This is a genomic window from Pseudomonas sp. BN607 (assembly GCF_029871175.1).
In the GTDB taxonomy this organism is placed as follows: Bacteria; Pseudomonadota; Gammaproteobacteria; order Pseudomonadales; family Pseudomonadaceae; genus Aquipseudomonas.
Window position 1 is genome coordinate 141,856 of the sequence record NZ_SSOE01000015.1, and the last position, 25,849, is coordinate 167,704.

Here is a 25,849-nt window from a genome sequence, read left to right on the forward strand (position 1 = left end):
CCATGTCTTTCTAGAGCAATCGCTCTGTTCAGCCTGCGATGCTTGAAACTAGCCGCTTTTGCCGCTTTCGCAAATTTTTCACAAGAATTTCGAGTTTTATCAATTTCTTTTCTAGTTGCTGGGTAGCTGCTAGTTTTTACGAAGGCATTGCATAGACAAAGCTGCTATTACCAAGCGGATCCAGGTGTTCAGCTTCAATATAAGTAACATTACTTATATGGCCTGCTGAGGTGTTTCAATCGCATGACAGCGCGCACAACAATGGGGGATGCATGAGCGAACCGGGACAGAAGCTGCGTCTGGGCGCGCTGATCGCATTGGTGGTCGGCTCGATGATCGGCGGCGGGATCTTCTCGTTGCCGCAGAACATGGCGGCGCGTGCCGATGTGGGTGCGGTGCTGATCGGATGGGGTATCACCGCTGTGGGCATGCTGGCGCTGGCGTTCGTGTTCCAGACCCTGGCCAACCGCAAACCCGAGCTGGACTCGGGGGTGTATGCCTACGCCAAGGCCGGCTTTGGCGAGTACATGGGCTTCTCCTCGGCCTGGGGTTACTGGATCAGCGCCTGGCTGGGCAACGTGGGTTATTTCGTACTGCTGTTCAGCACCCTCGGGTTCTACTTCCCGGTATTCGGCGAGGGCAACACGCCAATCGCCATCGGCTGTGCCTCATTGCTACTGTGGGCGGTGCATTTCCTGGTGCTGCGTGGCATCAAGGAGGCGGCGTTCATCAACCAGGTCACCACCGTGGCCAAGGTGGTACCGTTGCTGATTTTCGTGGTCATTGCCGCGTTCGCCTTCCGCACCGATATCTTTACCCGCGATATCTGGGGATTGAGCAACCCTCAGTTCGGCAGCGTGCTGGAGCAGGTCCGCAACATGATGCTGGTGACCGTGTTCGTGTTCATCGGCATCGAGGGCGCCAGTGTCTATTCCGGACGTGCCCAGCTGCGGTCGGACGTCGGCAAGGCCACGGTCATCGGTTTTCTCGGTGTGCTGGCGTTGCTGGTGCTGGTCAACGTGCTGTCGCTCGGGGTGATGACCCAGCCTGAGCTGGCCGGGTTGCAGAACCCTTCACTGGCTTCGGTGCTGGAGCATATCGTTGGCCCTTGGGGCGCCTTGCTGATCAGCATTGGCCTGGCGGTTTCGCTGCTGGGTGCGCTGCTGTCGTGGGCGCTGCTGTGTGCCGAGATTCTCTATGCCACGGCACGCGACAGGACCATGCCGCGCTTTCTGGCCAGGGAAAACGCCAACCATGTGCCGGCCAATGCCCTGTGGCTGACCAACTGCATGATCCAGGGGTTCCTGCTGATCACGCTGTTTTCGGCCGGTACCTACACCAGCCTGATCTACCTGGCGTCGTCGATGATCCTGGTGCCTTACCTGTGGTCGGCCGCCTATGCGGTGCTGCTGGCTGTGCGTGGCGAGAGCTATGCCGGGCAGCCAGGGCTGCGGCGCAAGGACCTGCTGGTGGCGCTGGTCGCCTTGCTGTACGCCATCTGGTTGTTGTACGCCGGGGGGCTCAAGTACCTGCTGCTTTCGGCTTTGCTGTATGCCCCAGGGGTAATTCTGTTCGCCAGGGCCAAGCACGAGCAGGGGCAAACCCTGTTCACGGCCTGGGAAAAACTGATTTTCGCCGCGGTGCTGGTGGGGGCGGCCCTGGCAGCCTATGCCCTGTATTCAGGGTTGCTGAGCTTGTGACGGTGCAGGGCAGGCGTGCTCCGGGCGCGACCAGATCCACAGGTTGCCCAAGGTCATGCCGGCAATCGCCAGGAACACCGGCCAACGGTGCTCCAGAAAGGTCAGCATCAGGCCCGCACACACCAGCATGCTGATGGTGGCGCTGACCTTGGCCCGGCGCTGGATCACCTTGCCATTGCGCCAGTTGTACAGGATCGGCCCGAACAGCCGGTGGTTTTCCAGCCAGGCGGAAAGGCGGGGCGAACTGCGCGTGGCTGCCCAGGCGGCCAGCAGGATGAACTCGGTAGTCGGCAGGCCAGGGATGACGATTGCAACCAGGCCCACTCCCAGGCTCACGTAAGCCAGTATTCCATACAGCAGGCGTGCGAGTTTCGATCGGGAGGGTCGGGTCATGGTCTCACTGCATAAAACGGTGCGGCCACCGGAGGGGTGGCCGGCTATGGCGTATCAAACCAGCGCGGCATCCGCAGCATAGGCGTGCTTGAGCAGCTCGGTGAAGCGTTCGAAGGCGGCCACTGCGCCGCGCTCGGCGGCCGCTTCTTCTTCGGCCGACAACTCCAGCCCATCCAGGATACGGGTGAACTGCTTCCAGCCTTCGGCACGGCCACCGGCCGGCTCGCCCAGGTGACGGGCACCGAAGCTGTCGGACAGTTCCAGCGCTACGGCACGCTTGATCAGAAACGCAGCGCCCAGTTTGGAGCCTTCGGAGACGAAGATCCAGCCCATTGCCTCGCCCAGGCTCGGATTGGCCACTGCGCCGGGCACGGCGGCCGGGACTTCGGTGTCCAGGTCGGCGAGGTCCAGGCGGGCCTGTTCGGCCCTGCAGCGCTCGGCCAGGTCGGGGACGATGGCGATCAGTTGCGGGTCGTTGTAAAGCGCCTGCAGCTCTGACTGGAACAGGTATTGGGCGACGACGAAGCGGGCGAAGCTTTCGCGGCTATCGAACGGTGCGTGGGACTTGACCAGGGCATCCAGCTCGGCGTGAGGGGCGTGGGTGATCTGGTTCAGGCGCTGGGAGCGCAGTGCTGGGCGTTCGGTCATGGGGGCAGTCCTTGGAAAGAGGGGCGTCTAGAGACAAGACGAAACAGCGGGGGCGGGACAGTAAAAAAACCGTTATTTGCGTTGCCAGTGCCGGCCCCTTCGCGGGTAAACCCGCTCCCACAGGCTGCATCACTGGCTCGGGGCCTGCGCAGTTCCTGTGGGAGCGGCTTTACCCGCGAAGGGGCCGGCACTAGGGAACACATCTATTGGTAGCAGCTGAGGTCAGATGTCCCACACCACATTGATACCGAAGTTGCGCCCCGGCATGCTGAGGCGGTCGATGTTGGCCGGCTGGGTCACAGCGGCTTCACCTTGGCCGTCGTAGCTGCGTACCGAGTCCCACTGCCAGTATTTCTTGTCGGTGAGGTTGTACAGGCCAGCGTTGATCGTCACGTCGTCGGTCACCTTGTAGTAACCGGTCAGGTCCAGCACGCCATAGCCTGGGGTGCGGAACTTGGTGGTCGATCCGTCTGGCGAGTAGAAGGTGCTGTCGTCAACGCGGGTCTTGCGCTTGACCAGCGTCCAGCTCAGCAGGCCGCCGTAATTCTGCTGCTCGTAACCCAGGCCGAATACGCCTTTCAGCGGGTTTACCGTGTTCAGTGGCTCGCCGGTGTCATCGTTGCGGCCATAGGTGTATGCAATCGAGCCTTGAGTGTACAGGCCTTGAGGTGCACCGAAGTGGTCGAGGTTCAGGCGGCCTTTGACCTCGGCACCCTTGATGGTGGCGTGCTTGATGTTGTTGGCCTGGAAGGTCTGTTCCAGGTTGGCGCTTTGCACGGCGTCTTCGTCGATGAAGTCGCGGTACTTGTTGTAGAACACTGCCACATCGAAGTTGCCGGCGTCGAAGTTGCCGCGCAGGCCGGTTTCGTAGCTTTTGCTCTTTTCCGGTTCCAGGCCTGGGTTGCCTTCTACGCGGTAGCCTTCCTCGAGGTTGACGAATTTCCCGTACATGGACTTTGCAGTCGGGGTGCGGAAGCCTTCGGCGTACTGGCCATACCAGGTGTAGTTGTCGTTGAAGGCATAGGTCAGGCCGAACTTGGGCGAGACACGGTGCCACTTCTTGTCCGAGTCGTCCTGGGAGGTGGGCGCGGTGCCGCTGGATTCCAGGCCACGCAGGAATTCTTCGGTGAATTTCGGCTCCATGCGCGTGTAGTCGTAGCGGGCGCCGGGCATGAAGGTCCAGTTGTTCCAGCGGATTTCATCCTGCACGAACAAGCTGTAGGTGTTCACGGTCGGGTCCGGGAAATCGCTGACCAAGGCCTGGCCGTCTGCTGCGCGTTCTGCGCCGACGGCGGAGCAACCCGAGCCCACGGCCAGGCAGGTGCCGGTGCCGCTGCGCGAACCGGTGATCTTCTCATGCTTGATGGTGGTGCCGTAGGTCAGCAGGTGGTCAGTGGCGCCGATGCTGAAAGCCTTGTCCAGCTGGGCATCGAATACCCATTGGCGGTCCTTGTAGGTGGTGTCGCGGGTGCGCAGCACCTGCCGGCCAGGGGGCGCGTAGACTTCCTCGGTGTGCTGGTCGGTCTTGGCGATCTGGTAGTTCAGGCTCCACTTCACGTGGTCGGCGACCAGCGAATCCAGGCCGAATTCATGGTTGAGGCCAAAGCGCTCACGCGTAATGGTGTCGTTGCCACTGCGCGCCTTGTAGTAGCCCATGCCTCCAAAGCCGGAAATGTACGGCCCGCCTACCGCACTGAGGATGTTCTGGTCGCGGTCATCCTTGTAGCGCTCGTAGGTGAACCCCAAGCGCGCATCGTCTGCGTAGTTCCAGCCCAGCTTGGCCAGCACGTTGGTGGTGCGCACGTCCATCGGGTTGGCTTCGGTACGGGACAGGCCGCTACCACCCTGGCTGCCATGGGTCTCGGTTTCGTGGCCGTTGCGCTGGCTCAGGTGCAGCAGGCCGTCGAAATCACCTTGGCGGCCGGCGACGGTGGCCGAGGTCAGCCAGCTTTCGTCAGCCGAGCTGTAACCGGTCTTGAGGCGTGCGCCAACGTCCTTGCCTGGCTTGATGATGTCGTCCGGGTCGAGTGTGAAGTAGCTCACCGCGCCGCCGATGGCGTTGCTGCCGTACAGGACCGAGGCCGGCCCGCGGAGGATCTCCACACGCTTGACGATCTCCGGGTCCACATAGTTGCGCTGGGTTTGCGCGTAAGGGCCGTAGAAGAAGCTGTCAGGAATGGATACCCCATCGACCTGAGTGAGGATCCGCTCGCCGTCGATACCGCGGATGTTGTAACCGTTCAGGCCGCTGCGCTGGCCGGTGCCGGCCACCGATACCCCCGGCTCGTAGCGCACCAGGTCCTGGATGTTGTTGACGTTCTGCCGGTCCAGTTGCTCACGGGTCTGCACGCTGACGGTGCTCGGCACCTGGCTCACGTCCTGGGCGCTGCGGGTGGCGCTGACGGTTACCTGTTGCAGGGCGATCACGTTGCTGCCGGTCTGGCGCTCGAGCACCACATTCCCGTTGCTGATTTTGCGAAAGCTCAAGCCGGTACCGTGCAGCAGGCGCTTGAGCGCAGCATCTGGCGGCAGCGAACCTTGTACCCCTGGCGAGGCCACGCCGTCGGCCAGCTCGGCACTGAAGCCAACCTGCCAGCCAGTGACCTGGCTAAAGGCGTTGATCGCTGAAACCAGCGGCTGCTGGCCGATGTTGAAGCGGTAATCGCCCATGCGCGGGCTGCTGGCTTGGGCCGGCTCGGCAGCCAGGGCTGGCAGGCTGCACGCGCCGCTGGCAAGCAGGGCCAAGGTCAGGAGCGACAATTGCCCTGTACGGCGGGGAAGGGTGGACGAGCGGGTAGGACCTGTGGACATCGGAAGCGCTCCCAGACGCGCGGACTGTTATAGGTGATGTCTGTTCTCGTTTTCAAACAAGAATCAGTTGCATTGGCTATAACGAGACGGGCGGGGTAGCGCGACCGCGTAAAAATAATTTCCGGGTCAGTTCAGAATGACCAGTGCCGGGTACTCATGCAGTTGTGCCGAGGTGATGTGGGCCAGCGCGCGCAGGGTTTCCAGTGGCTGGTCGAGGCGGTAGTTGCCGGTGACGGCAACGTCCTCCAGCTGCGCATTGCGGTTGATGATCCAGCCTGGATAGTAGCGCCGCACCTCGGCCAGCACCTGGCTCAACGGGCAGTTTTCGAAAACCAGGCGGCCGTCGACCCACGCCAGGTCCTTGTGCATGTCGGGGCGCTGGCGCTGGCCAAAACCCTGCGGGCCTACGCTGATACTGTCGCCGGCACTCAGGCGAATGCGCTGGTCGCGCGCGCCCTGCAGGTCGACATCGCCGCGCTGCACCCGCAGCTGTGCCTCGCCGTCGAGGTAGCGCACGGCAAAGTCGGTGTCGCGTACTTGCGCGCGCAATGGTCCGGCCTCGACTTCCAGCGGCAACAGTGCGCCTTCGGGCACCTGGAAGTACGCCTCGCCTTGTAGCAGGCGGGCTACCTGGCGGCCGTCGCGGCGGTCACTGGCAAACGCCGAATTGGTGTTGAGCAGCACTTTTGCGCCGTCTTCCAACTGCACGCGCTGGCGTTCGCCGACCACGGTCAGGTGGTCGGCCTGCAGGCGTGTAGGCAGGTTGCCGACGGTAAACAGCCCGACCAGCAGCACGGCCGCCGTGGCCAAAGGTTTCCAGTGGCTGCGCAGGCGCCCGCGCCACGAGCGGCGCTGCTGGCGGTGCATCTGTGTGGCCACCTGGTGCAGCGAACTACCGTTCCACAGCGCTTCTGCCTCCACATAGGCCTCGGCATTTTCCGGTGCTGCGCTCAACCATGCCTCGAACGCCAGGGTGTCCTCGGCGTCGGCGCATTGCAGGCGCACCAGCCAGTCCAGCGCCTCGTCCATGGCACGCGCACGGGCACTGGGCCCGGCAGGTGACGGGCGAGGAGCAGGGCTGTCGGTCACGGTGAATCCTTGAGTGGTTTTTTGCGAATGATCAAGGCTAAGGCGGGGTGTGGCAAGGGCTTTGCGTTACCGCCCCGGCCGGCGGTCGGCTCACTTGAGGCGGTCGGCGACCCCCATGCAGATGGCCATGATCAGTTTCAACTCCTTTTGCACCGTGCTTGGCGAAACGTTCAGTTGTTCGGCGATTTCCAGGTAGGTGGCACCATGCAGGCGGCTGAGGATGAAGATGCGCTGCTGGCGCTCGCTCAACTGGTTGAGGCTGACGCTGAGGTGCTTGAGCAACTGTTCGGCATGGGCAGCATCCTCGCTGCTGCTGGTGGGTGCGGCGACGCTGTGCAGGACCTCATCGGGCACGTCGTCGACCAGCATCCGCGCCTGCACCCGGCGCGCGCGCAAGTGGTCGAGCGCCAGGTTGCGTGCGGTCTGGAACACGAATGGCTCGATATGCTCGATAGGCCGCTCGCCCAGGGCGCGAGACACGCGCAGATAGGTTTCCTGCAACAGGTCCTCGGCCGTGCTGGGGTTGCCGACCATGCGCTGCAATGTGCGCAACAGGGTAAGGCGCTGGACAAGGAAGACGGAGTGGAACCGGGACTGACTCACGGGGGGACCTGGCCGACGAAAGGTTAATGATAATGCTTATCATCTATGCCGAAGGTCAAGTGTGGAAATGTTAGGAAAAGGTAAAGATTGTGAGCCAGCAGGCGCTTGGCGGAGGATTTTCTGTGTATTTTGAAATCGAGCGCCGCCCGGGCGGCGCTCGATTTCACAGGTGCCGAAAATGCCTTGTGATGCTCAACCTGCCCTGCACAACGCCAGGCAGTTATCCAGCATCCGGTTGCTGAACCCCCACTCGTTGTCATACCAGGCCAGCACCTTGAGCATGCGCCCATTGGCCCGGGTATGGTTGGCATCGAAGATCGACGACAGCGGGTTGTGGTTGAAGTCGCAGGAAACCAATGGCAAAGCGTTGTAGCCCAATACCCTGGAATGCTTGCTCGCTTCGAGGAACAACTGGTTCACCTGCTCGGCCGTGGCCTCGCGCTTGAGGTTGACGGTGAGGTCCACCAGCGACACGTTGATCACCGGCACCCGCACCGCCATGCCCGTCAGCTTGCCGGCCAGCTCCGGCAGCACCAGGCCTACAGCCTCGGCAGCGCCGGTCTTGCTCGGGATCATCGACTGGGTCGCCGAGCGAGCCCGGTACGGGTCACTGTGGTACACGTCGGTCAGCACCTGGTCGTTGGTGTAGGCATGGATGGTGGTCATCAACCCCTGCTCGATACCGAACTCGCGGTGCAGCACCTGGGCGATCGGTGCAAGGCAGTTGGTCGTGCAGGAAGCGTTGGAAATGACCTGGTGAGAGGCACGCAGAATGTCATGGTTGACCCCGTACACCACGGTGGCATCAACACCTTTGCCCGGCGCCGAGACAATCACCTTGCCCGCTCCGGCAGCCAGGTGGGCAGCGGCCTTGGCGCGCTCGGTGAACAGCCCGGTGCATTCGAACACCACGTCGATCGATTCGGCCTTCCACGGCAGTTCGGCCGGGTTGCGAATGGCGCTGACCGCGATACGGTCACCGTTGACCGTCAGGCTTTCGTGGTCGGCCTCGACCGTGGCGTCGAAGGTGCCGTGTACGCTGTCGTACTTGAGCAGGTGGGCATTCATGGCGCTGTCGCCCAGGTCGTTGATGGCGACGACCTGCAGGTCTTGGCGGTAGCCTTGGGTATACAGTGCGCGCAGGACGTTGCGCCCGATGCGGCCGAATCCATTTATGGCGATGCGTAGGGTCATGGCAGTACCTCTGGCAGTCCGAGTGAAACCTGTGGCACAAAGGAGCTTCACTGAAACGGTTTTGTTGTTGGAATTACAAGATTATTCACTGGCTGATAGAAAACAAGCCTTTTTAGTGGCAGTATTTTGTTTAAACATACAACGAGTGGTTGGGCGATGTGCCTCCGCCGATGCAGCGGGCTCCTTACCTTGAGCCTAGGCCGCAATCGTTTGGAGGGGAAATGCCCGGTAAACCGCCCTTACAATTAGCCTGGAGTCCAGTACATGCATCCGCGCATCCTTGAGGTCACCCAACGGCTGGTCGAACGCAGCCGTGCCACCCGCGAACGCTACCTGCAGCTGATTCGCGGCGCGGCCAGTGACGGCCCCATGCGTGCCAGCCTGCAGTGCGCCAACTTCGCCCATGGCGTGGCCGGTTGCGGCAGCGACGACAAGCAGACCTTGCGCCTGATGAACGCTGCCAACGTGGCCATCGTCTCGGCCTACAACGACATGCTGTCGGCCCACCAGCCGTACCTGCACTTCCCCGAGCAGATCAAGCAGGCCCTGCGCGAGGTCGGCTCGGTCGGCCAGTTCGCCGGTGGCGTGCCGGCCATGTGCGACGGCGTGACCCAGGGCGAGCCGGGCATGGAGCTGGCCATTGCCAGCCGCGAAGTGATCGCCATGTCCACCGCGGTTGCGCTGTCGCACAACATGTTCGACGCCGCGCTGATGCTGGGCATCTGCGACAAGATCGTCCCGGGCCTGATGATGGGCGCGCTGCGCTTCGGCCACCTGCCGACCATCTTCGTCCCGGGCGGGCCGATGGTTTCGGGGATCTCCAACAAGCAGAAGGCCGACGTGCGCCAGCGCTATGCCGAAGGCAAGGCCAGCCGCGAAGAGCTGCTGGAGTCGGAGATGAAGTCCTACCACAGCCCCGGCACCTGCACCTTCTACGGCACCGCCAACACCAACCAGCTGGTGATGGAAGTCATGGGCTTGCACTTGCCGGGCGCTTCGTTCGTCAACCCATACACCCCGCTGCGCGACGCGCTCACCGCCGAGGCCGCGCAACAGGTCACGCGCATGACCAAAGCCAGCGGCAACTTCATGCCGCTGGGCGAAATCGTCGACGAGAAAGCGCTGGTCAACTCCATCGTTGCCCTGCACGCCACCGGTGGTTCGACCAACCATACCCTGCACATCCCGGCGATTGCCCAGGCGGCGGGTATCCAGCTGACCTGGCAGGACATGGCCGACCTGTCCGAAGTGGTGCCGACCCTGTCGCACGTCTACCCCAATGGCAAGGCTGACATCAACCACTTCCAGGCCGCTGGCGGCATGGCCTTCCTGATCCGTGAACTGCTCGATGCCGGGCTGCTGCACGAAGACGTCAACACCGTGGCCGGCCACGGCCTGCGTCGCTACACCCAGGAGCCCTTCCTGGACAACGGCAAGCTGGTGTGGCGCGAAGGCCCGCAGCACAGCCTGGACGAAAGCATCCTGCGCCCGGTGGCGCGGCCATTCTCGGCCGAAGGCGGCCTGCGGGTGATGGAGGGTAACCTCGGCCGTGGCGTGATGAAGGTGTCGGCTGTCGCCGCCGAGCACCAGGTGGTCGAGGCCCCGGCGCGGGTATTCCACGACCAGCAGTCGCTGGCCGATGCGTTCAAGGCCGGCGAGCTGGAGTGTGACTTCGTTGCCGTGGTGCGCTTCCAGGGGCCGCGCTGCAACGGCATGCCTGAGCTGCACAAGCTCACGCCGTTCCTGGGGGTACTGCAGGACCGTGGCTTCAAAGTAGCGCTGGTAACCGACGGGCGCATGTCCGGCGCCTCGGGCAAGATCCCTGCCGCCATCCACGTTTGCCCGGAGGCGTATGACGGCGGCCCGCTGGCACGGGTACGCGATGGTGATATCGTGCGGGTCGATGGTGTCGAAGGCACGCTGCGGGTGATGGTGTCGGCCGAAGAACTGGCCAGCCGCGACCTGCCGCCCGCGCCCCTGGGCAATGACCTGGGCTGCGGCCGTGAGCTGTTCGGCTTCATGCGCATGGCGTTCAGCCCGGCAGAGCAGGGCGCCAGTGCCTTTACTTCGGCCTTGGAGAACCTTAAATGAAGGACCTGCTGGTTGGCGACATCGGCGGCACCAATGCCCGTTTTGCGTTATGGCGTGACAACCAGCTGCATGAGGTAAAAGTCTTCGCTACCGCGGACTACACCAGCCCGGAGCAGGCCATCGAGGCGTACCTGCAAGGCCAGGGCATCGCCCGTGGTGGCCTGGCGGCGGTGTGCCTGGCAGTGGCCGGGCCGGTCGATGGCGATGAATTCCGCTTCACCAACAACCACTGGCGCCTGAGCCGCAGCGCATTCTGCAAGACCTTGCAGGTCGAGCGGCTGTTGCTGATCAACGATTTCACCGCCATGGCGCTGGGCATGACCCGCCTGCGTGACGGTGAATTCCGCGAGGTGTGCCCTGGGCAAGCCGACCCGTTGCGGCCGGCGCTGGTGATCGGGCCGGGCACCGGCCTGGGTGTGGGCTCGCTGCTGCGCCTGGGCGACAAGCGCTGGCAGGCCTTGCCCGGGGAGGGCGGGCATGTCGACTTGCCGGTGGGCAATGCCCGCGAAGCGGCGATCTACCAGCAGATCCACGGGCAAATTGGCCATGTCAGTGCCGAGACCGTGCTCAGTGGCGGCGGCCTGGTGCGGTTGTACCAGGCACTCTGCGCGCTGGACGGCGACACACCCCGGCACACTTCCCCGGCGCAGATTACCGATGCCGCGCTGGGCGGCGAGCCACGGGCGCTGGCGGTGATCGAGCAGTTCTGCCGGTTCCTTGGGAGAGTGGCCGGTAACAATGTGCTGACCCTGGGCGCGCGAGGCGGGGTCTATATTGTCGGCGGGGTAATCCCGCGGTTTGCCGAGCTGTTCCTGCGCAGCGGGTTTGCCGCGAGCTTTGCCGACAAGGGCTGCATGAGTGGTTATTTTGCCGGGGTGCCGGTGTGGCTGGTCACGGCGGAGTTTTCCGGGTTGCTAGGGGCTGGGGTGGCCCTGCAACAGGCGCTGGATCACGAGTAAGTGAAATGGGGGCGCTGTGCGCTCCATCGCGGCCCCGATAGCAGGCAACAAAGACCTGCATTCAACAAGAGGAAGGACCACCTTGAGCACTGCCGGCAAATCGATCCTGATGGTCGACGACGACCAGGAAATACGCGAACTGCTGCAAACCTACTTGAGTCGCGCCGGCTTCCAGGTGCATGCCGAAGCCGACGGAGCAGGCTTTCGCCGCGCCCTGCAAAGCACCCCCTGCGACTTGGTCATCCTCGATGTCATGCTGCCGGACGAAGACGGCTTCAGCCTGTGCCGCTGGGTGCGCCAACACCCACGCCAGGCCCGCGTGCCGATCATCATGCTCACCGCCAGTTCCGACGAAGCCGACCGGGTCATTGGCCTGGAACTGGGCGCCGACGACTACCTGGGCAAACCGTTCAGCCCGCGCGAACTGCAGGCGCGAATCAAGGCTTTGTTGCGCCGCGCCGAGTTTGGCCAGGCGGCGCCGGGCAGCGCCGTCCTGGCCTTCGACGACTGGCGCCTGGACACGGTCAGCCACCGCCTGTTCCACCGTGATGGCGAGGAGGTGATCCTCTCCGGTGCCGACTTTGCCCTGCTTAAACTGTTCCTCGATCACCCGCAGCAAATCCTCGACCGCGACACCATCGGCAACGCCACCCGTGGTCGCGAGCCGATGCCCCTGGACCGCATCGTCGACATGGCTGTGAGCCGTCTGCGCCAGCGCCTGCGCGATACCGACAAACCTCCCCGGCTGATCCGCACCGTGCGCGGCAGTGGCTACCTGCTGGCGGCGCATGTCTGCTGTGCGCCCTGAGCGGCGCTGGCGCCTGCTGCCGCGCTCCTTGCTGGGGCGCATGCTGCTGCTGACCTTGCTGGTTGTTCTGCTGGCCCAAGGGTTGTCCAGCATTATCTGGGTTTCCCAGTTGCGCGCCAGCCAGCTTCAGGGGCTGCGTGCCAGCGCCAGCAGCCTGGCCCATTCCATGAGTGCCAGCGTCAGTTACTTCCGCTCGTTGCCGGTGGCCTACCGGCCGCTGGTGCTCGACCAATTGCGCAGCATGGGCGGCACGCGTTTCTTCGTGTCGCTCAACGCCACGCCGCTGGACATGCAGGCCCTGCCCGTCACCCCTCGCAAGCAGGCGGTGATCGATGTGTTCCAGCAGGTGCTGCATGAGCGTCTGGGTTCGCAGATGGAAATTTCCGTGGAGTTTGTCGGGCCTGACGACCTGCGCATCTTCAACAGCGGCCTCAAGCTCGACGAACTGCCGCGCTCATGGGCGCATTACTCGCTGACCCTGGAACCGCTGAAACCCCCGGTACTGGTCACGCAGATCCGCTTGGGCGAGGGCGAATGGTTGTACATCGCCTCGCTGTTGCCCGAACCGTACACGGGGCTGGAAGCCGAACGCCTGCCCCGCCAGCAGATCGGCTTCATCGTGCTGACCACGGCCATGCTGTTGCTGTTCATCGGCTTGCTGGTGCATTGGCAAAGCTGGCCCCTGAAGCGCCTGGCGCGGGCCGCCCGAGAGATGTCGCTGGGTGCCGATGTGGCGCCGGTGGCTGAAGCTGGCGGCAGTGAAGTGGTCGAGGTGAGCCGGGCATTCAACAGCATGCGCGAGCGTATCAGCCGTTACCTGACCGAACGCAGCCAGCTGTTCAGCGCCATCTCCCATGACCTGCGCACGCCGATCACCCGCCTGCGCCTGCGCGTTGAGCTGCTGGAAGACGAGCGATTGCAGGCCAAGTTCAGCCAGGACCTCGACGAGCTGGAGCTGCTGGTCAAAGGCGCGCTGCAGTGCGTGAAAGACACTGACATTCACGAGAACATCGAGTCGGTCGACCTCAACCAGGTGCTGGAAATTCTGGCCGAGCCTTACCTCAGAGATGGTCGCATCACCCTCGACGGCCGTGCGCAGGCGCCATATCCCGGCAAGCCGCTGGCGCTGCGTCGTTGCATCGGCAACCTGATCGATAACGCCATCAAATACGGCGAGCGGGCGCGGCTGCGCATCATCGACGGTACAGAGGGCTTTGTGTTGCAAGTGGACGACCAGGGGCCGGGGGTGCCGCAGCAACAGTTGGAGCAGGTGTTCGAGCCGCATTTCCGTCTGGCCGGGCAGCAGCAGGGCTATGGGCTGGGGTTGGGAATTGCACGGAACATCGCCCACAGCCATGGGGGCGAGGTGAGCTTGCTGAACCTGCGTGAGGGCGGGTTGCGGGTGACTCTGTATTTGCCGCGTGGCGTGGACTGAGTCTTGCGTTGGTAGCACTGGGCACACCAATGTCACCGCCCGGTGACAATTCCATTTTCCTTCGTGACATCCCGCGCACGCCCGCTGGCTAGAATTCGCAAAAGCCTGGCAAGGATCAAGCTGGCCCATGAACACCCTCAACCTGCCGCCCACCAGCTGGCTCAACGCCCCGGCCCATAACGCCTGGCGCCTGGCCGAAGCACAGCGCCTGCTGGCATTCGCCAAAGCTGCGAAACTGCCTGACGGGTTTGGCAACCTGGATGCCAAAGGCCAGCTCGCTCCCGGGGCCTGCGCCGAAACCATGAATACCGCGCGAATGACCCACTGCTTCGCCCTGGCCCATCTGCAGGGCATTCCCGGCAGCCTGGCCTACGCCGAACACGGTGTGGCCGCCCTGCGTGGGGCCATGCAGGACGCCAGCTACGGTGGCTGGTTCGCCCGCCCCGGCGGCCAGGAAGACAGTGGCAAGGCCGCCTACCTGCATGCCTTCGTCGCCCTCGCCGCCAGCTCTGCAGTGGTGGCCGGTGTAGCCGATGCCAACCTGTTGCTGGCCGATGCAGCCGAGGTGATCGAAACGCACTTCTGGAGCGAAGCCAAGGGTGCCCTTCGAGAGACCTTCTCGCGCGCATGGCAGCTGCCTGAACCGTACCGTGGCGCCAACAGCAACATGCACGCGACCGAGGCATTTCTGGCCCTGGCGGATGTCACCGGCAACAGCCTTTGGCTGCAACGCGCCTTGCGCATTGCTGAGCGCATTATCCATACCCATGCGGCCGCCAGCGGTTATCGGGTCATCGAACATTTCGACGCCCATTGGCAGCCGCTGCCGGATTACAACCGCGAGCACCCCGCCGACCACTTCCGGCCCTATGGCACTACGCCCGGGCATGCCATGGAATGGGCGCGGCTACTGTTGCACCTGGAGGCCAGCCTGCAACGGGCCGGGCTGCTCGCCCCGCAGTGGCTTCCAGACAGTGCCTGCAGATTGTTCGATGCCGCCTGTCAGCAGGCCTGGAATGTCGATGGCGCTGCAGGTTTCGTCTACACCCTGGACTGGGCCAATCGCCCGGTGGTGCATGCACGCCTGCACTGGGTGCACGCCGAAGCTTGCGCCGCAGCAGCAGCCTTGTTGCAGCGCACCGGCGAAGCACAGTACGAGCAGTGGTACCGCAACTGCTGGGGCTTTATCGCCAACCATTTCATCGACCCTGTCGTGGGCAGCTGGCACCACGAACTCGATGCCCGCAACCGGCCGGCGGGAAGCATCTGGCCGGGCAAGCCCGACCTCTACCACGCCTACCAGGCACTGCTGCTGCCAGGCTTGCCGCTGGCACCCAGCCTGGCCAGTAATCTGGCCAGCTCCAGCTATGTAACCAGATGATGACATTCACGCATCGCTTCGTTACCTGACGGGGCGGGCACGCTGTTTAGACTCCATGCTACGCAAGCGTTCGACTTGCACGGCATAACAACAAGAAAGGTGCTCCGATGAATTCCACGCTCCGTCTCGCTGCCGCAATCTCTCTGGCCTCTTTACTGCCTTTGGGGGCTTCAGCCGCCGAGTCCAAAGGCAGTGTCGAGGTCGTGCACTGGTGGACCTCTGGTGGTGAAAAGGCAGCGGTCGATGTGCTCAAGGCGCAGGTCGAGAAAGACGGCTTCACCTGGAAGGACGGCGCCGTTGCCGGTGGTGGTGGTGCCACGGCCATGACCGTGCTGAAGAGCCGCGCTGTCGCAGGCAACCCGCCCGGTGTCGCGCAGATCAAAGGCCCCGACATCCAGGACTGGGCAGCCACCGGTTTGCTCGACGCCGATGTGCTCAAGGATGTGGCCAAGGACGAAAAGTGGGACTCGCTGCTCGACAAGAAAGTAGCCGACACCGTGAAGTACGACGGTGACTATGTTGCCGTACCGGTGAACATCCACCGCATCAACTGGCTGTGGATCAACCCCGAGGTGTTCAAGAAAGCCGGCATCGACAAGGCGCCCACCACCCTCGACGAATTCTACGCCGCCGCAGACAAGCTCAAGGCGGCTGGCTTCATCCCGCTGGCTCATGGTGGCCAGCCGTGGCAGGACAGCACCGTGTTTGAAAGCGTGGTGCTGGCGGTGATGGGCGCCGACGGCTACAAGAAGGCCATGGTCGACCTCGACAGCGCAACGCTGACCGGTCCGCAGATGGTCAAGGCGCTGACCGAGCTGAAGAAGGTCGCCACCTACATGGACCCGGACGGCAAGGGCCAGGACTGGAACCTGGAAGCGGCCAAGGTCATCAACGGCAAGGCCGGCATGCAGATCATGGGTGACTGGGCCAAGAGCGAATGGACCCTGGCGAAGAAAACCGCCGGCAAGGACTACCAATGCGTACCGTTCCCCGGTACCGACAAGGCCTTCCTGTACAACATCGACTCCCTGGTGGTGTTCAAGCAGAACAACGCCGGCACCTCTGCCGGGCAGCAGGACATCGCGCGCAAAGTGCTGGGGGAGGACTTCCAGAAGGTCTTCAGCATCAACAAAGGGTCGATCCCGGTGCGTAACGACATGCTCGCCGACATGGGCAAGCACGGTTTCGATGCCTGCGCGCAAACCTCCGCCAAGGACTTCCTTGCCGATGCCAAGACCGGCGGCCTGCAGCCGAGCATGGCGCACAACATGGCCACCACCCTGGCTGTGCAAGGTGCGTTCTTCGATGTGGTAACCAACTACATCAACGACCCCAAGGCCGACCCGGCCGATGCTGCGAAAAAGCTGGCGGCGGCGATCAAGGCTGCCCAGTAACGGCTGTTCGCGGGCAAGCCCGCTCCCACATGGGCCCTGCTCACCACAGTTCCTGGTCATGGCGCCGGACCTGTGGGAGCGGGCTTGCCCGCGAAGCGGTGCGTAGCACCGCCACTACCTCGGGATCCAAGACATGACTACGACCACCGCCCAACTGCGGGCCTCACCCCTGGACGCGCTACAGCGCTGGCTACCCAAGCTGGTGCTGGCCCCGAGCATGTTCATCGTGCTGGTGGGTTTCTACGGCTACATCCTCTGGACCTTTGTGCTGTCCTTCACCACCTCGACCTTCCTGCCCACCTACAAATGGGCCGGCCTGGCGCAATACGCCCGGTTGTTCGATAACGATCGCTGGTGGGTCGCCAGCAAGAACCTGATGGTGTTCGGCGGCCTGTTCATCGCCATCAGCCTGGCCATCGGCGTGCTGCTGGCGGTGTTGCTCGACCAGCGCATCCGTCGCGAGGGCTTCATCCGCACCATCTACCTGTACCCCATGGCACTGTCGATGATCGTCACCGGCACGGCCTGGAAGTGGCTGCTCAACCCCGGCATGGGCCTGGACAAGCTGCTGCGCGACTGGGGCTGGGAGGGTTTTCGCCTGGACTGGCTGATCGACCCTGACCGGGTCGTGTACTGCCTGGTGATCGCCGCCGTGTGGCAAGCCTCGGGCTTTATCATGGCGATGTTCCTCGCCGGCCTGCGCGGCGTTGACCAGTCGATCATCCGCGCCGCACAGATCGACGGTGCCAGCCTGCCGCGCATCTACTGGACCGTAGTGCTGCCCAGCCTGCGCCCGGTGTTCTTCAGCGCGCTGATGATCCTTTCGCACATCGCCATCAAGAGCTTCGACCTGGTCGCGGCGATGACCGCTGGCGGCCCGGGCTACTCGTCTGACCTGCCGGCCATGTTCATGTACTCGTTCACCTTCAGCCGCGGCCAGATGGGCATGGGTTCGGCCAGTGCCATCCTCATGCTCGGGGCGATCCTGGCGATCCTCGTGCCTTACCTGTACTCGGAGCTGCGGAGCAAACGCCATGCATAGCCCTGTCGACAAACCGGCTCTCAGCCCCAGCCGTATCGCCATCCATGCCATATTGCTGATTGCTGTACTGGTGTACCTGGTGCCGTTGGTCGTGATGCTGCTGACCAGCTTCAAGACCCCGGAAGACATCAGCAGCGGTAACCTGCTGAGCTGGCCCGCAGTGATCACCGGCATTGGCTGGGTCAAGGCCTGGAGCACGGTCAGCGGCTACTTCTGGAACTCGATCATGATCACCGTGCCAGCGGTGCTGATCTCCACCGCCATCGGCGCGCTGAACGGCTATGTGCTTTCGATGTGGCGCTTCCGTGGCTCACAGCTGTTCTTCGGCTTGCTGCTGTTCGGTTGTTTCCTGCCGTTCCAGACCGTACTGCTGCCGGCCTCGTTCACCCTGGGCAAACTCGGCCTGGCCAGTACCACCAGCGGCCTGGTGCTGGTGCACGTAGTCTATGGGCTGGCCTTCACCACGCTGTTTTTCCGCAACTTCTACGTGAGCATCCCGGATGCGCTGGTCAAGGCTGCACGCCTGGATGGTGCCGGGTTCTTCACCATCTTCCGCTGCATCATCCTGCCGATGTCCACACCCATCATCATGGTCTGCCTGATCTGGCAGTTCACCCAGATCTGGAACGACTTCCTGTTCGGCGTGGTGTTCTCCAGCGGCGACTCACAACCGATCACCGTGGCCCTGAACAACCTGGTCAACACCAGCACCGGGGCCAAGGAATACAACGTCGACATGGCGGCGGCGATGATCGCCGGCCTGCCAACCCTGCTGGTCTACGTGGTGGCAGGTAAATATTTTGTGCGCGGGCTGACGGCCGGCGCGGTCAAGGGGTAAGTCATGGCAACGCTCGAACTGCGCAATGTGAACAAGACCTACGGCAGCGGCCTGCCAGACACCCTCAAGGACATCCAGCTGTCGATCAGGGACGGGGAGTTCCTCATCCTGGTCGGCCCATCGGGGTGCGGCAAGTCGACCTTGATGAACTGCATTGCCGGCCTGGAACAGATTACTGGCGGGGCCATCCTGATCGACGAACAGGATGTCAGCGGCATGAGCCCCAAGGACCGTGACATCGCCATGGTGTTCCAGTCCTACGCGCTGTACCCGACCATGAGCGTGCGCGAGAACATCGAGTTTGGCCTGAAGATCCGCAAGCTGCCCCAGGCCGCCATCGACGAAGAGGTGGCGCGGGTGGCCAAGCTGCTGCAGATCGAGCACCTGCTGGCGCGCAAGCCGGCGCAGTTGTCCGGTGGCCAGCAACAGCGCGTGGCCATGGGCCGGGCACTGGCGCGGCGGCCGAAGATCTACCTGTTCGACGAGCCGTTGTCCAACCTCGACGCCAAGCTGCGGGTCGAGATGCGCACCGAAATGAAACTGATGCACCAGCGCCTGAAGACTACCACCGTGTACGTCACCCACGACCAGATCGAGGCGATGACCCTGGGTGACAAGGTGGCTGTCATGAAAGACGGCATCATTCAGCAGTTTGGTACCCCGCAGCAGATCTACAACGACCCGGCCAACCAGTTTGTCGCCAGCTTCATTGGTTCGCCGCCGATGAACTTCATTCCGGTACGCCTCAAGCAACAGGATGGCCGCTTGCTGGCACTGCTCGACAGTGGGCAGGCGCGCTGCGAGCTGCCCTTGGGGCTGGCCAGCGATGAGCTGGATGGCCGCGAGATCACGCTTGGCATCCGCCCTGAGCAGATTGCCCTGGGCGCCCCCGAGGGCAACGGCTTGCCGGGCATTCGCGCCGAAGTCCAGGTCACCGAGCCCACCGGGCCGGACCTGCTGGTATTCGTCACCCTCAACCAGACCAAGGTGTGCTGCCGCTTGGCGCCGGATGTTGCCTGCCAAGTCGGTGACAGCCTCAACCTGCAACTGGACCCGGCTCGGGTGCTGCTGTTCGACGCAAACAGCGGCGAGCGGCTGCACCTGGCCAGCACTGCCGCAACCGCAAAGGACAACGTGGCTCATTTCAAAGGCCGCTAACTCGTCTACACCATCAAATAAGAAAAAAGAGGACGCAAAGGGATGGAACAACGCAAACGCATCAGGACATTGGGTTCGCTGGCCTTGCTTGCCATCGTTGGCAGCAGCGGCGCGCAGGCTGCCGAGGCATTCTCCAGCGAGTCGAAATGGATGACCGGCGATTGGGGCGGCACCCGCACCGAGCTGCTGGACAAGGGCTACGACTTCACCCTTGACTACGTCGGTGAGGTGGCCGGCAACCTGCACGGCGGCTACAACGACGACAAGACTGCCCGCTACAGTGACCAGTTCGCGCTTGGCGCCCACCTGGACCTGCAGAAGATCTTTGGCTGGCACGATGCCGAGTTCAAGCTGGCAATCACCGAGCGCAGTGGGCGCAACCTGTCCAATGACCGTATCAGTGACCCGCGTGCCGGGCAGTTCAGCTCGGTTCAGGAAGTGTGGGGCCGCGGCCAGACCTGGCGCCTGACCCAGATGTGGATCAAGCAGAAGTACTTCGACGGCGCGCTGGACGTGAAATTCGGCCGTTTTGGCGAAGGCGAAGACTTCAATAGCTTCCCTTGCGACTTCCAGAACCTGGCCTTCTGCGGCTCGCAGGTGGGCAACTGGGTGGGCGGTATCTGGTACAACTGGCCCGTCAGCCAGTGGGCGCTGCGGGTGAAGTACAACATTACCCCGGAATTCTTCGTCCAGGTTGGCGCCTTCGAGCAGAACCCGTCCAACCTGGAAACCGGCAACGGCTTCAAGCTCAGCGGCAGTGGCACCAAGGGCGCCATCCTGCCGGTAGAAGCGGTGTGGTCACCCAAGGTCAACGGCCTGCCGGGCGAGTACCGCTTGGGCTACTACTACAGCACGGCCAAGGCCGATGATGTGTTCGACGACGTCAACGGCAACCCTCAGGCGCTGACCGGCGAAGCCTTCAAGTCGCACTCCAGCAAGCACGGCTGGTGGGTGGTGGCGCAGCAGCAGGTCACTGCCCACGGCGGCGACGTCAACCGGGGCCTCAGCCTGTTCGCCAACTTCACCGTGCACGACAAGGCCACCAACGTGGTCGACAACTACCAGCAGGTGGGGTTGGTCTACAAAGGGGCCTTCGACGCCCGGCCCAAGGACGACATTGGCTTCGGCGTGGCGCGTATTCATGTGAATGACGACGTGAAGAAACGTGCCGAGCTGCTCAATGCCCAGAGCGGCATCGATGACTATGACAACCCAGGCTTCGTGCCACTGCAGCGCACCGAGTACAACGCCGAGCTCTACTACGGGTTTCATGTCACCAACTGGCTGACCGTACGGCCCAACCTGCAGTACATCAAGAGCCCTGGGGGCGTGGACCAGGTGGACAACGCGCTGGTCGCGGGGTTGAAGATTCAGTCGTCATTCTGAGGGCATTTGTTGTAAATTTACGCCAATCCATTTTCGGTTCCCGGCACCCACTGGCCTGCAGTGGTTGTCGGGGATAGGCCGAGACAGCGCTATCTCAAACAACAAGAGCTCTGAACCATGCCCGAACATCCGCTCCATCGCTTCTTTTCCTCGCAGCGGCCGCGGCCGACATTCGAGTGGGAGCGTTACCAGCAGCGCGATGTGCTGATCATCGATCACCCTCGTTGCCAGGCGGTATTCAGCCGCCAGGGCGCGCAGTTGCTGCACTTTCAACCGGCCGGGGAGCGGCCCTGGCTGTGGTGTGCCGAGCAGTGGCCACAAGTGGGCGCGATCCGTGGGGGTGTGCCGGTGTGCTGGCCGTGGTATGGCCGCCATCCTAGCGAAGACCTTTGGCCGGCTCATGGCTGGGCGCGGCTACTGGACTGGAAGCTGGTGGACAGCCGCGAGGACGAAGAGGGGGTGACCCTGAAGTGGCGGCTGGACCTGTGCGACTGGCAAGTCGACCTGCATGCCCGGCTGGGCAGTCGCATGGAGCTGAGCCTGAGCACCGAGCACCAGGACAGCGAACCCTGCCAGCTGAGCCATGCGCTGCTGGCCTACTGGCGTATCAGTGACGTGTCCGAGATAGCGCTATCCGGGCTTGAGGATATCGAAGGTTACGACCGCATCAGCCGCCAGGCCTGCCGTGAAGACGGTGCGCTGAAGCTCAAGGGTGGCTGCCAGAAGGTCTACCCGGGTACGCCCCGGGTGCAGCTGCAGGACCCGGCCTGGCAGCGCGAGCTGTGCATCGATACCGGTGACAGCGACGACACGGTGGTCTGGCACCCCGGCAACCGCCCGTTGATGGGCGTGACCGGGCGTGAATCGCAACGCTTTGTCTGCGTCGAGGCTGCCAGCGGCAGTGGCGAGGGGCTGAGCCTGGCACCGGGGCAGCGTGCACACCTGCGCTTGCAGGCGCACCGGCTCAGTTGAGTTCGTCGTCCTCGATCGGGTAGCGGCTGGCGTTGAGGCTTTCCTTGATCTTGCGCAGGTGCGGCTGGAAGTCCACGCCCCGGCGCAGGGTCATGCCGGTGGCCAGTACATCAAGCACGGTCAACTGGATGATCCGGGAGGTCATTGGCATGTAGATGTCGGTGTCTTCCGGCAGGGGAATGTGCAGGCTCAGGCTGCAGGCGTTGGCCAGCGGGGACCCGGCGGCGGTCAGGCCCAGCACCGAGGCACCGTTTTCGCGGGCCAGGCGCGCCACCTCGACCAGTTCGCGTGTGCGCCCGGTGTAGGAAATGATCACGAACAGGTCACCGGTGTGGGCCACCGAGGCCAGCATGCGTTGCATCAGCACGTCGGCATGGGCCGATACCGCCAGGTTGAAGCGGAAGAACTTGTGCTGCGCGTCGAGGGCCACCGGGGCTGAGGCGCCGAGGCCGAAGAAGTGGATCTGCCGGGCCTGGATCATCATGTCCACGGCACGGCTGACCTGCGCCGGGTCGAGTTGCTGGCAGGCCCCGTCGAGCGAGGCGATGGCGCTGGCGAAGATCTTCTGGGTGTAGGCCGCCGGGTCGTCGTCGGCCTCGACCGCACGGCTGACATAGGCGGCGCCACTGGCCAGGCTCTGCGCCAGTTGCAGCTTGAGTTCCGGGTAGCCGCTGACGCCGAACGAGCGGCAGAAACGGTTGACGGTCGGCTCGCTGACCTTGGCCGCCTGGGCCAGGGCGGCGATGCTGAAACGGGTGGCTTGTTGCGGGTTGAGCAGAATGACTTCGGCGACTTTGCGTTCGGCCTTGTTCAGCTCGTCGAGGCGTCCCTGGATCTGTTCCAGGAGGTTTCGCACGCGGTCCATGGGTGTGTCCTTGGGTCGGGAAGACAGCCGGCTGTGGGAGCAGCAGGCTTTTTGCACGGTGGTCTATCGTACTGTCGGTGCGGTTGACGTACCACTTGTCTGTAACACTTGTGTGTAATGTTGTGGTTTTTACTACATTATCCCTTGAAAACCGTATGTGAAAGCGGTATTCCTAGACCAACTTTAGGAAAGAACCAACATCATGGCTGCGATCAGTGTCGAACCTTGCACCTTTGCCCTGTTTGGCGCCCTCGGCGACCTGGCATTGCGCAAGTTGTTTCCTGCGCTTTACCAGCTTGACCGGGCCAATCTGTTGCACCCGGACACCCGCCTGCTGGCGTTGGCCCGCGAAGCTGGCAGCGCGCAGGCGCATCTGGACCACATTGAAGCCCACTTGCGCCGACATGTGCCCGAAGCCGATATCGAGCCCGCCGCCCTGGGCCGATTCCTCGCCAGGCTGAGCTACCAGCACCTGGACTTCCTGCAGCCCGAGGGATACCAGGCCTTGGCCGAGCAGCTGCCAGACGAACTGCCGCTGATCGCCTATTTCGCCACAGCGGCTGCGGTGTACGGGGCCATCTGTGAAAACCTCGAAAAGGCCGGGCTGGCCGCGCGCACCCGGGTGGTGCTGGAAAAGCCCATCGGTCATGACCTTGAGTCGTCGCGACGGGTCAACGATGCTGTGGCGCGCTTCTTCCCTGAAAGCCGCGTCTACCGCATCGACCACTATCTGGGCAAGGAAACGGTGCAGAACCTGATTGCCCTGCGCTTCGCCAACAGCCTGTTCGAAACCCAGTGGAACCAGAATTCCATCTCCCATGTGGAGATCACCGTCGCCGAAAAGGTCGGTATCGAAGGCCGTTGGGGCTACTTCGACAAGGCTGGCCAATTGCGCGACATGATCCAGAACCACCTGTTGCAGCTGCTGTGCCTGATTGCCATGGACCCGCCCAGCGAGTTGTCTGCCGATGCCATCCGCGACGAGAAGGTCAAGGTGCTCAAGGCACTGGCACCGATCACCGGCGACGGCCTGAGCACTCGTGTGGTGCGTGGCCAGTACATTGCCGGCTACAGCGACGGCAAGCCGGTGCCGGGTTACCTGGAAGAAGACAACGCAAACGCCCAGAGCGACACCGAAACTTTCGTCGCCTTGCGCGCCGACATTCGCAACTGGCGCTGGTCAGGCGTACCGTTCTACCTGCGGACCGGTAAGCGCATGCCGCAAAAGCTGTCGCAGATCGTCATCCACTTCAAGGAAACCCCGCATTACATCTTCGCCCCGGAACAGCGTTTGCAGATCGGTAACAAGCTGATCATCCGCCTGCAACCGGACGAAGGCATTTCTTTGCGGGTGATGACCAAGGAGCAAGGTCTGGACAAGGGCATGCAACTGCGCAGCGGCCCGTTACAGCTGAATTTTTCCGACACCTGGCGCAGTGCGCGGATTCCTGATGCCTATGAGCGCTTGTTGCTCGAAGTGATGCGCGGCAACCAGAACCTGTTCGTGCGCAAGGACGAAATCGAGTATGCCTGGAAGTGGTGCGACCAGTTGATTGCCGGTTGGCGCAACGCAGGTGATGCGCCCAAGCCTTACGCGGCCGGCTCCTGGGGGCCGATGAGCTCGATTGCACTGATAACGCGCGATGGGAGGGCGTGGTATGGGGATATCTGAACTGAAACTGCCGGCAACTGTGAAGGCGCATAGCCTGGCAGATGCCAAGTCACTGGCTGCCACATTGGCACACGACGTGGCCGAGCGCCTGCGTGCGGCCATCGCGGCCAAGGGCCAGGCCTGCGTGGTGCTTTCCGGTGGCCGCAGCCCGGTACCGTTTCTGGAAAAACTGGCCAGCGAAAACCTGGACTGGGCCAACGTCACTGTCAGCCTGGCCGATGAGCGCTGGGTGCCGGTGGAACACGCCGACAGCAATGCCGGCCTGCTGGCCCGCCACCTGCTTAAGGGCGCGGCGGCCAAGGCCCGCTTCGTTGGCCTGTACCAGCAGGCAGATAACCTGGATGCCGCTGCACTCAAGGCCGACCAGGCCTTGGCCGGCCTGCCGCCGATCGACGTGCTGGTGCTGGGCATGGGTGACGATGGCCATACCGCCTCGCTGTTCCCCGGCAGCCCCAACCTGGGCGCTGGCCTGGACCTGGCCAGCCCGCGCCGCTGCCTGCCGTTGCTGGCGCCGAGCGTGCCGCACCAGCGCCTGTCGCTGACCCGTTCGCTGCTAGCCAGTGCTGCCTTTACCGCGCTGTCCGTGCAAGGCCAGGGCAAACTCGCTACCCTGCGCGCCGCGCTGGCTGGCAACGACCTTAACGAAATGCCGATTCGCGCTTTTCTTCACGCCCCCCTGGACATCTACTGGTGCCCATGAGCCAAGGATCCACAGTCATGACCACCCTCGAACGCCCACAGTCCAAGCTCTCGATGGCCGACAAAGCCGCGCGGATCGACGCCATTTGCGAGAAGGCGCGCATCCTGCCGGTGATCACCATCGCCCGTGAGGAAGACATCCTACCGCTGGCCGATGCCTTGGCCGCGGGCGGCATCCGCACTCTGGAAGTTACGTTGCGCTCACAGCATGGCCTGAAGGCCATCCAGGTGCTGCGCGAACAGCGCCCGGAGCTATGCGTCGGCGCCGGTACCGTGCTTGATCGCGGCATGTTCGCTGCCGTTGAAGCTGCGGGTGCGCAATTCGTCGTTACCCCGGGTATTACCCAGGACATTCTCGAAGCCGGTGTGGAGAGTGAGATCCCTCTGCTGCCGGGCATCAGCACACCGTCCGAAATCATGATGGGTTACGCGCTGGGCTATCGCCGCTTCAAGCTGTTCCCGGCAGAAATCAGCGGCGGCGTGGCCGCGATCAAGGCCTTTGGCGGCCCGTTCGGCGATATACGCTTTTGCCCGACTGGCGGCGTGAACCCGGCCAATGTACGTAACTACATGGCGTTGCCTAATGTAATGTGCGTGGGCGGCACCTGGATGCTCGACAGCAGCTGGATCAAGAACGGCGACTGGGCGCGGATCGAAGCGTGCAGTGCCGAGGCGATGGCGCTGCTGGACGCCAACTGAATTTGTTGTGTG

22 protein-coding genes are annotated in these 25,849 nt (G+C 63.2%); 15 read left to right on the plus strand and 7 right to left on the minus strand.

Going from position 1 to position 25,849, the window contains the following annotated elements:
• Positions 1-272 precede the first annotated feature (272 nt).
• The gene (gene arcD / locus E8E68_RS00760) at positions 273-1,700 is read left to right on the plus strand and encodes an arginine-ornithine antiporter (protein ID WP_280339164.1); all 1,428 of its coding nucleotides are present in this window, start codon (positions 273-275) and stop codon (positions 1,698-1,700) included.
• Here arcD and E8E68_RS00765 read toward each other — a convergent pair.
• The 6 genes from E8E68_RS00765 to gap all read right to left on the minus strand — a co-directional run bounded on the left by E8E68_RS00765 (position 1,680) and on the right by gap (position 8,438).
• Positions 1,680-2,093, minus strand: coding sequence for a YbaN family protein (locus tag E8E68_RS00765; RefSeq protein WP_280339166.1), 414 nt, complete (start codon positions 2,091-2,093; stop codon positions 1,680-1,682). The two genes, arcD and E8E68_RS00765, sit on opposite strands and share 21 nt — an antisense overlap.
• 54 nt (positions 2,094-2,147) lie before the next feature.
• Entirely contained in the window at positions 2,148-2,741 is a 594-nt protein-coding gene (locus tag E8E68_RS00770) for a biliverdin-producing heme oxygenase (protein WP_266028416.1), read from the minus strand.
• A 222-nt stretch (positions 2,742-2,963) separates the two neighbouring features.
• Positions 2,964-5,552 carry a TonB-dependent receptor gene (locus E8E68_RS00775; protein ID WP_280339168.1) on the minus strand — a complete coding sequence of 863 codons (2,589 nt, stop codon included), beginning with the start codon at positions 5,550-5,552 and terminating at the stop codon, positions 2,964-2,966.
• 126 nt (positions 5,553-5,678) lie between these two features.
• A complete protein-coding gene (locus E8E68_RS00780) occupies positions 5,679-6,641 on the minus strand; it encodes a FecR domain-containing protein (RefSeq protein ID WP_266028412.1) in 963 nt (320 codons plus the stop codon).
• Between the two features lie 90 nt (positions 6,642-6,731).
• Positions 6,732-7,244 (minus strand): sigma-70 family RNA polymerase sigma factor, encoded by a 513-nt coding sequence (locus E8E68_RS00785; protein ID WP_266028410.1) that lies wholly within the window; start codon positions 7,242-7,244, stop codon positions 6,732-6,734.
• A gap of 192 nt (positions 7,245-7,436) precedes the next feature.
• Positions 7,437-8,438, minus strand: a complete 1,002-nt coding sequence (gene gap / locus E8E68_RS00790; RefSeq protein ID WP_110745740.1) for a type I glyceraldehyde-3-phosphate dehydrogenase — start codon at positions 8,436-8,438, stop codon at positions 7,437-7,439.
• Between the two features lie 264 nt (positions 8,439-8,702).
• On the opposite strand from gap, the gene edd reads away from it, so the two are divergent.
• The 11 genes from edd (at position 8,703) to E8E68_RS00845 (ending at position 21,902) form a co-directional block, all read left to right on the plus strand.
• Positions 8,703-10,529 carry a phosphogluconate dehydratase gene (gene edd / locus E8E68_RS00795; RefSeq protein ID WP_266028409.1) on the plus strand — a complete coding sequence of 609 codons (1,827 nt, stop codon included), beginning with the start codon at positions 8,703-8,705 and terminating at the stop codon, positions 10,527-10,529.
• Positions 10,526-11,488 carry a glucokinase gene (locus tag E8E68_RS00800; RefSeq protein ID WP_110745738.1) on the plus strand — a complete coding sequence of 321 codons (963 nt, stop codon included), beginning with the start codon at positions 10,526-10,528 and terminating at the stop codon, positions 11,486-11,488. The genes edd and E8E68_RS00800 overlap by 4 nt, the downstream gene beginning before the upstream one ends.
• An 82-nt stretch (positions 11,489-11,570) precedes the next feature.
• Positions 11,571-12,296 (plus strand): two-component system response regulator GltR, encoded by a 726-nt coding sequence (gene gltR / locus E8E68_RS00805; protein ID WP_110745737.1) that lies wholly within the window; start codon positions 11,571-11,573, stop codon positions 12,294-12,296.
• Positions 12,277-13,731 (plus strand): ATP-binding protein, encoded by a 1,455-nt coding sequence (locus tag E8E68_RS00810; protein WP_110745736.1) that lies wholly within the window; start codon positions 12,277-12,279, stop codon positions 13,729-13,731. Before gltR ends, E8E68_RS00810 begins: the two co-directional genes overlap by 20 nt.
• A gap of 127 nt (positions 13,732-13,858) precedes the next feature.
• On the plus strand, positions 13,859-15,112 hold the full coding sequence (locus E8E68_RS00815) for an AGE family epimerase/isomerase (RefSeq protein ID WP_280339172.1): 1,254 nt from the start codon (positions 13,859-13,861) through the stop codon (positions 15,110-15,112).
• A gap of 107 nt (positions 15,113-15,219) precedes the next feature.
• Positions 15,220-16,506: an ABC transporter substrate-binding protein gene (locus E8E68_RS00820; protein ID WP_266028406.1), complete on the plus strand. Its 1,287-nt coding sequence runs from the start codon at positions 15,220-15,222 to the stop codon at positions 16,504-16,506.
• Positions 16,507-16,639: 133 nt separating this feature from the next.
• A complete protein-coding gene (locus tag E8E68_RS00825; RefSeq protein WP_266028405.1) occupies positions 16,640-17,548 on the plus strand; it encodes a sugar ABC transporter permease in 909 nt (302 codons plus the stop codon).
• On the plus strand, positions 17,541-18,386 hold the full coding sequence (locus E8E68_RS00830; RefSeq protein WP_266028403.1) for a carbohydrate ABC transporter permease: 846 nt from the start codon (positions 17,541-17,543) through the stop codon (positions 18,384-18,386). The genes E8E68_RS00825 and E8E68_RS00830 overlap by 8 nt, the downstream gene beginning before the upstream one ends.
• Positions 18,387-18,389: 3 nt before the next feature.
• Complete coding sequence (ugpC, locus tag E8E68_RS00835; RefSeq protein WP_110745731.1) at positions 18,390-19,544, plus strand: sn-glycerol-3-phosphate ABC transporter ATP-binding protein UgpC; 1,155 nt, start codon at positions 18,390-18,392, stop codon at positions 19,542-19,544.
• Between the two features lie 42 nt (positions 19,545-19,586).
• Complete coding sequence (locus E8E68_RS00840; RefSeq protein WP_266028401.1) at positions 19,587-20,930, plus strand: carbohydrate porin; 1,344 nt, start codon at positions 19,587-19,589, stop codon at positions 20,928-20,930.
• A 117-nt stretch (positions 20,931-21,047) separates the two neighbouring features.
• The gene (locus E8E68_RS00845) at positions 21,048-21,902 is read left to right on the plus strand and encodes a D-hexose-6-phosphate mutarotase (protein WP_110745729.1); all 855 of its coding nucleotides are present in this window, start codon (positions 21,048-21,050) and stop codon (positions 21,900-21,902) included.
• Here the strand turns inward: E8E68_RS00845 and hexR are convergent.
• Complete coding sequence (gene hexR, locus E8E68_RS00850) at positions 21,895-22,758, minus strand: DNA-binding transcriptional regulator HexR (protein ID WP_177410761.1); 864 nt, start codon at positions 22,756-22,758, stop codon at positions 21,895-21,897. The two genes, E8E68_RS00845 and hexR, sit on opposite strands and share 8 nt — an antisense overlap.
• Positions 22,759-22,969: 211 nt before the next feature.
• Between hexR and zwf the strand changes: the two genes are divergently transcribed.
• Genes zwf through E8E68_RS00865 form a run of 3 tightly spaced genes read left to right on the plus strand, consistent with a single transcriptional unit; the run spans position 22,970 to position 25,837 of the window.
• Entirely contained in the window at positions 22,970-24,439 is a 1,470-nt protein-coding gene (gene zwf / locus E8E68_RS00855; protein ID WP_110745727.1) for a glucose-6-phosphate dehydrogenase, read from the plus strand.
• Positions 24,426-25,139 carry a 6-phosphogluconolactonase gene (gene pgl, locus E8E68_RS00860; protein ID WP_280339180.1) on the plus strand — a complete coding sequence of 238 codons (714 nt, stop codon included), beginning with the start codon at positions 24,426-24,428 and terminating at the stop codon, positions 25,137-25,139. Before zwf ends, pgl begins: the two co-directional genes overlap by 14 nt.
• Positions 25,140-25,156: 17 nt before the next feature.
• The gene (locus tag E8E68_RS00865) at positions 25,157-25,837 is read left to right on the plus strand and encodes a bifunctional 4-hydroxy-2-oxoglutarate aldolase/2-dehydro-3-deoxy-phosphogluconate aldolase (protein ID WP_110745725.1); all 681 of its coding nucleotides are present in this window, start codon (positions 25,157-25,159) and stop codon (positions 25,835-25,837) included.
• Positions 25,838-25,849 lie beyond the last annotated feature (12 nt).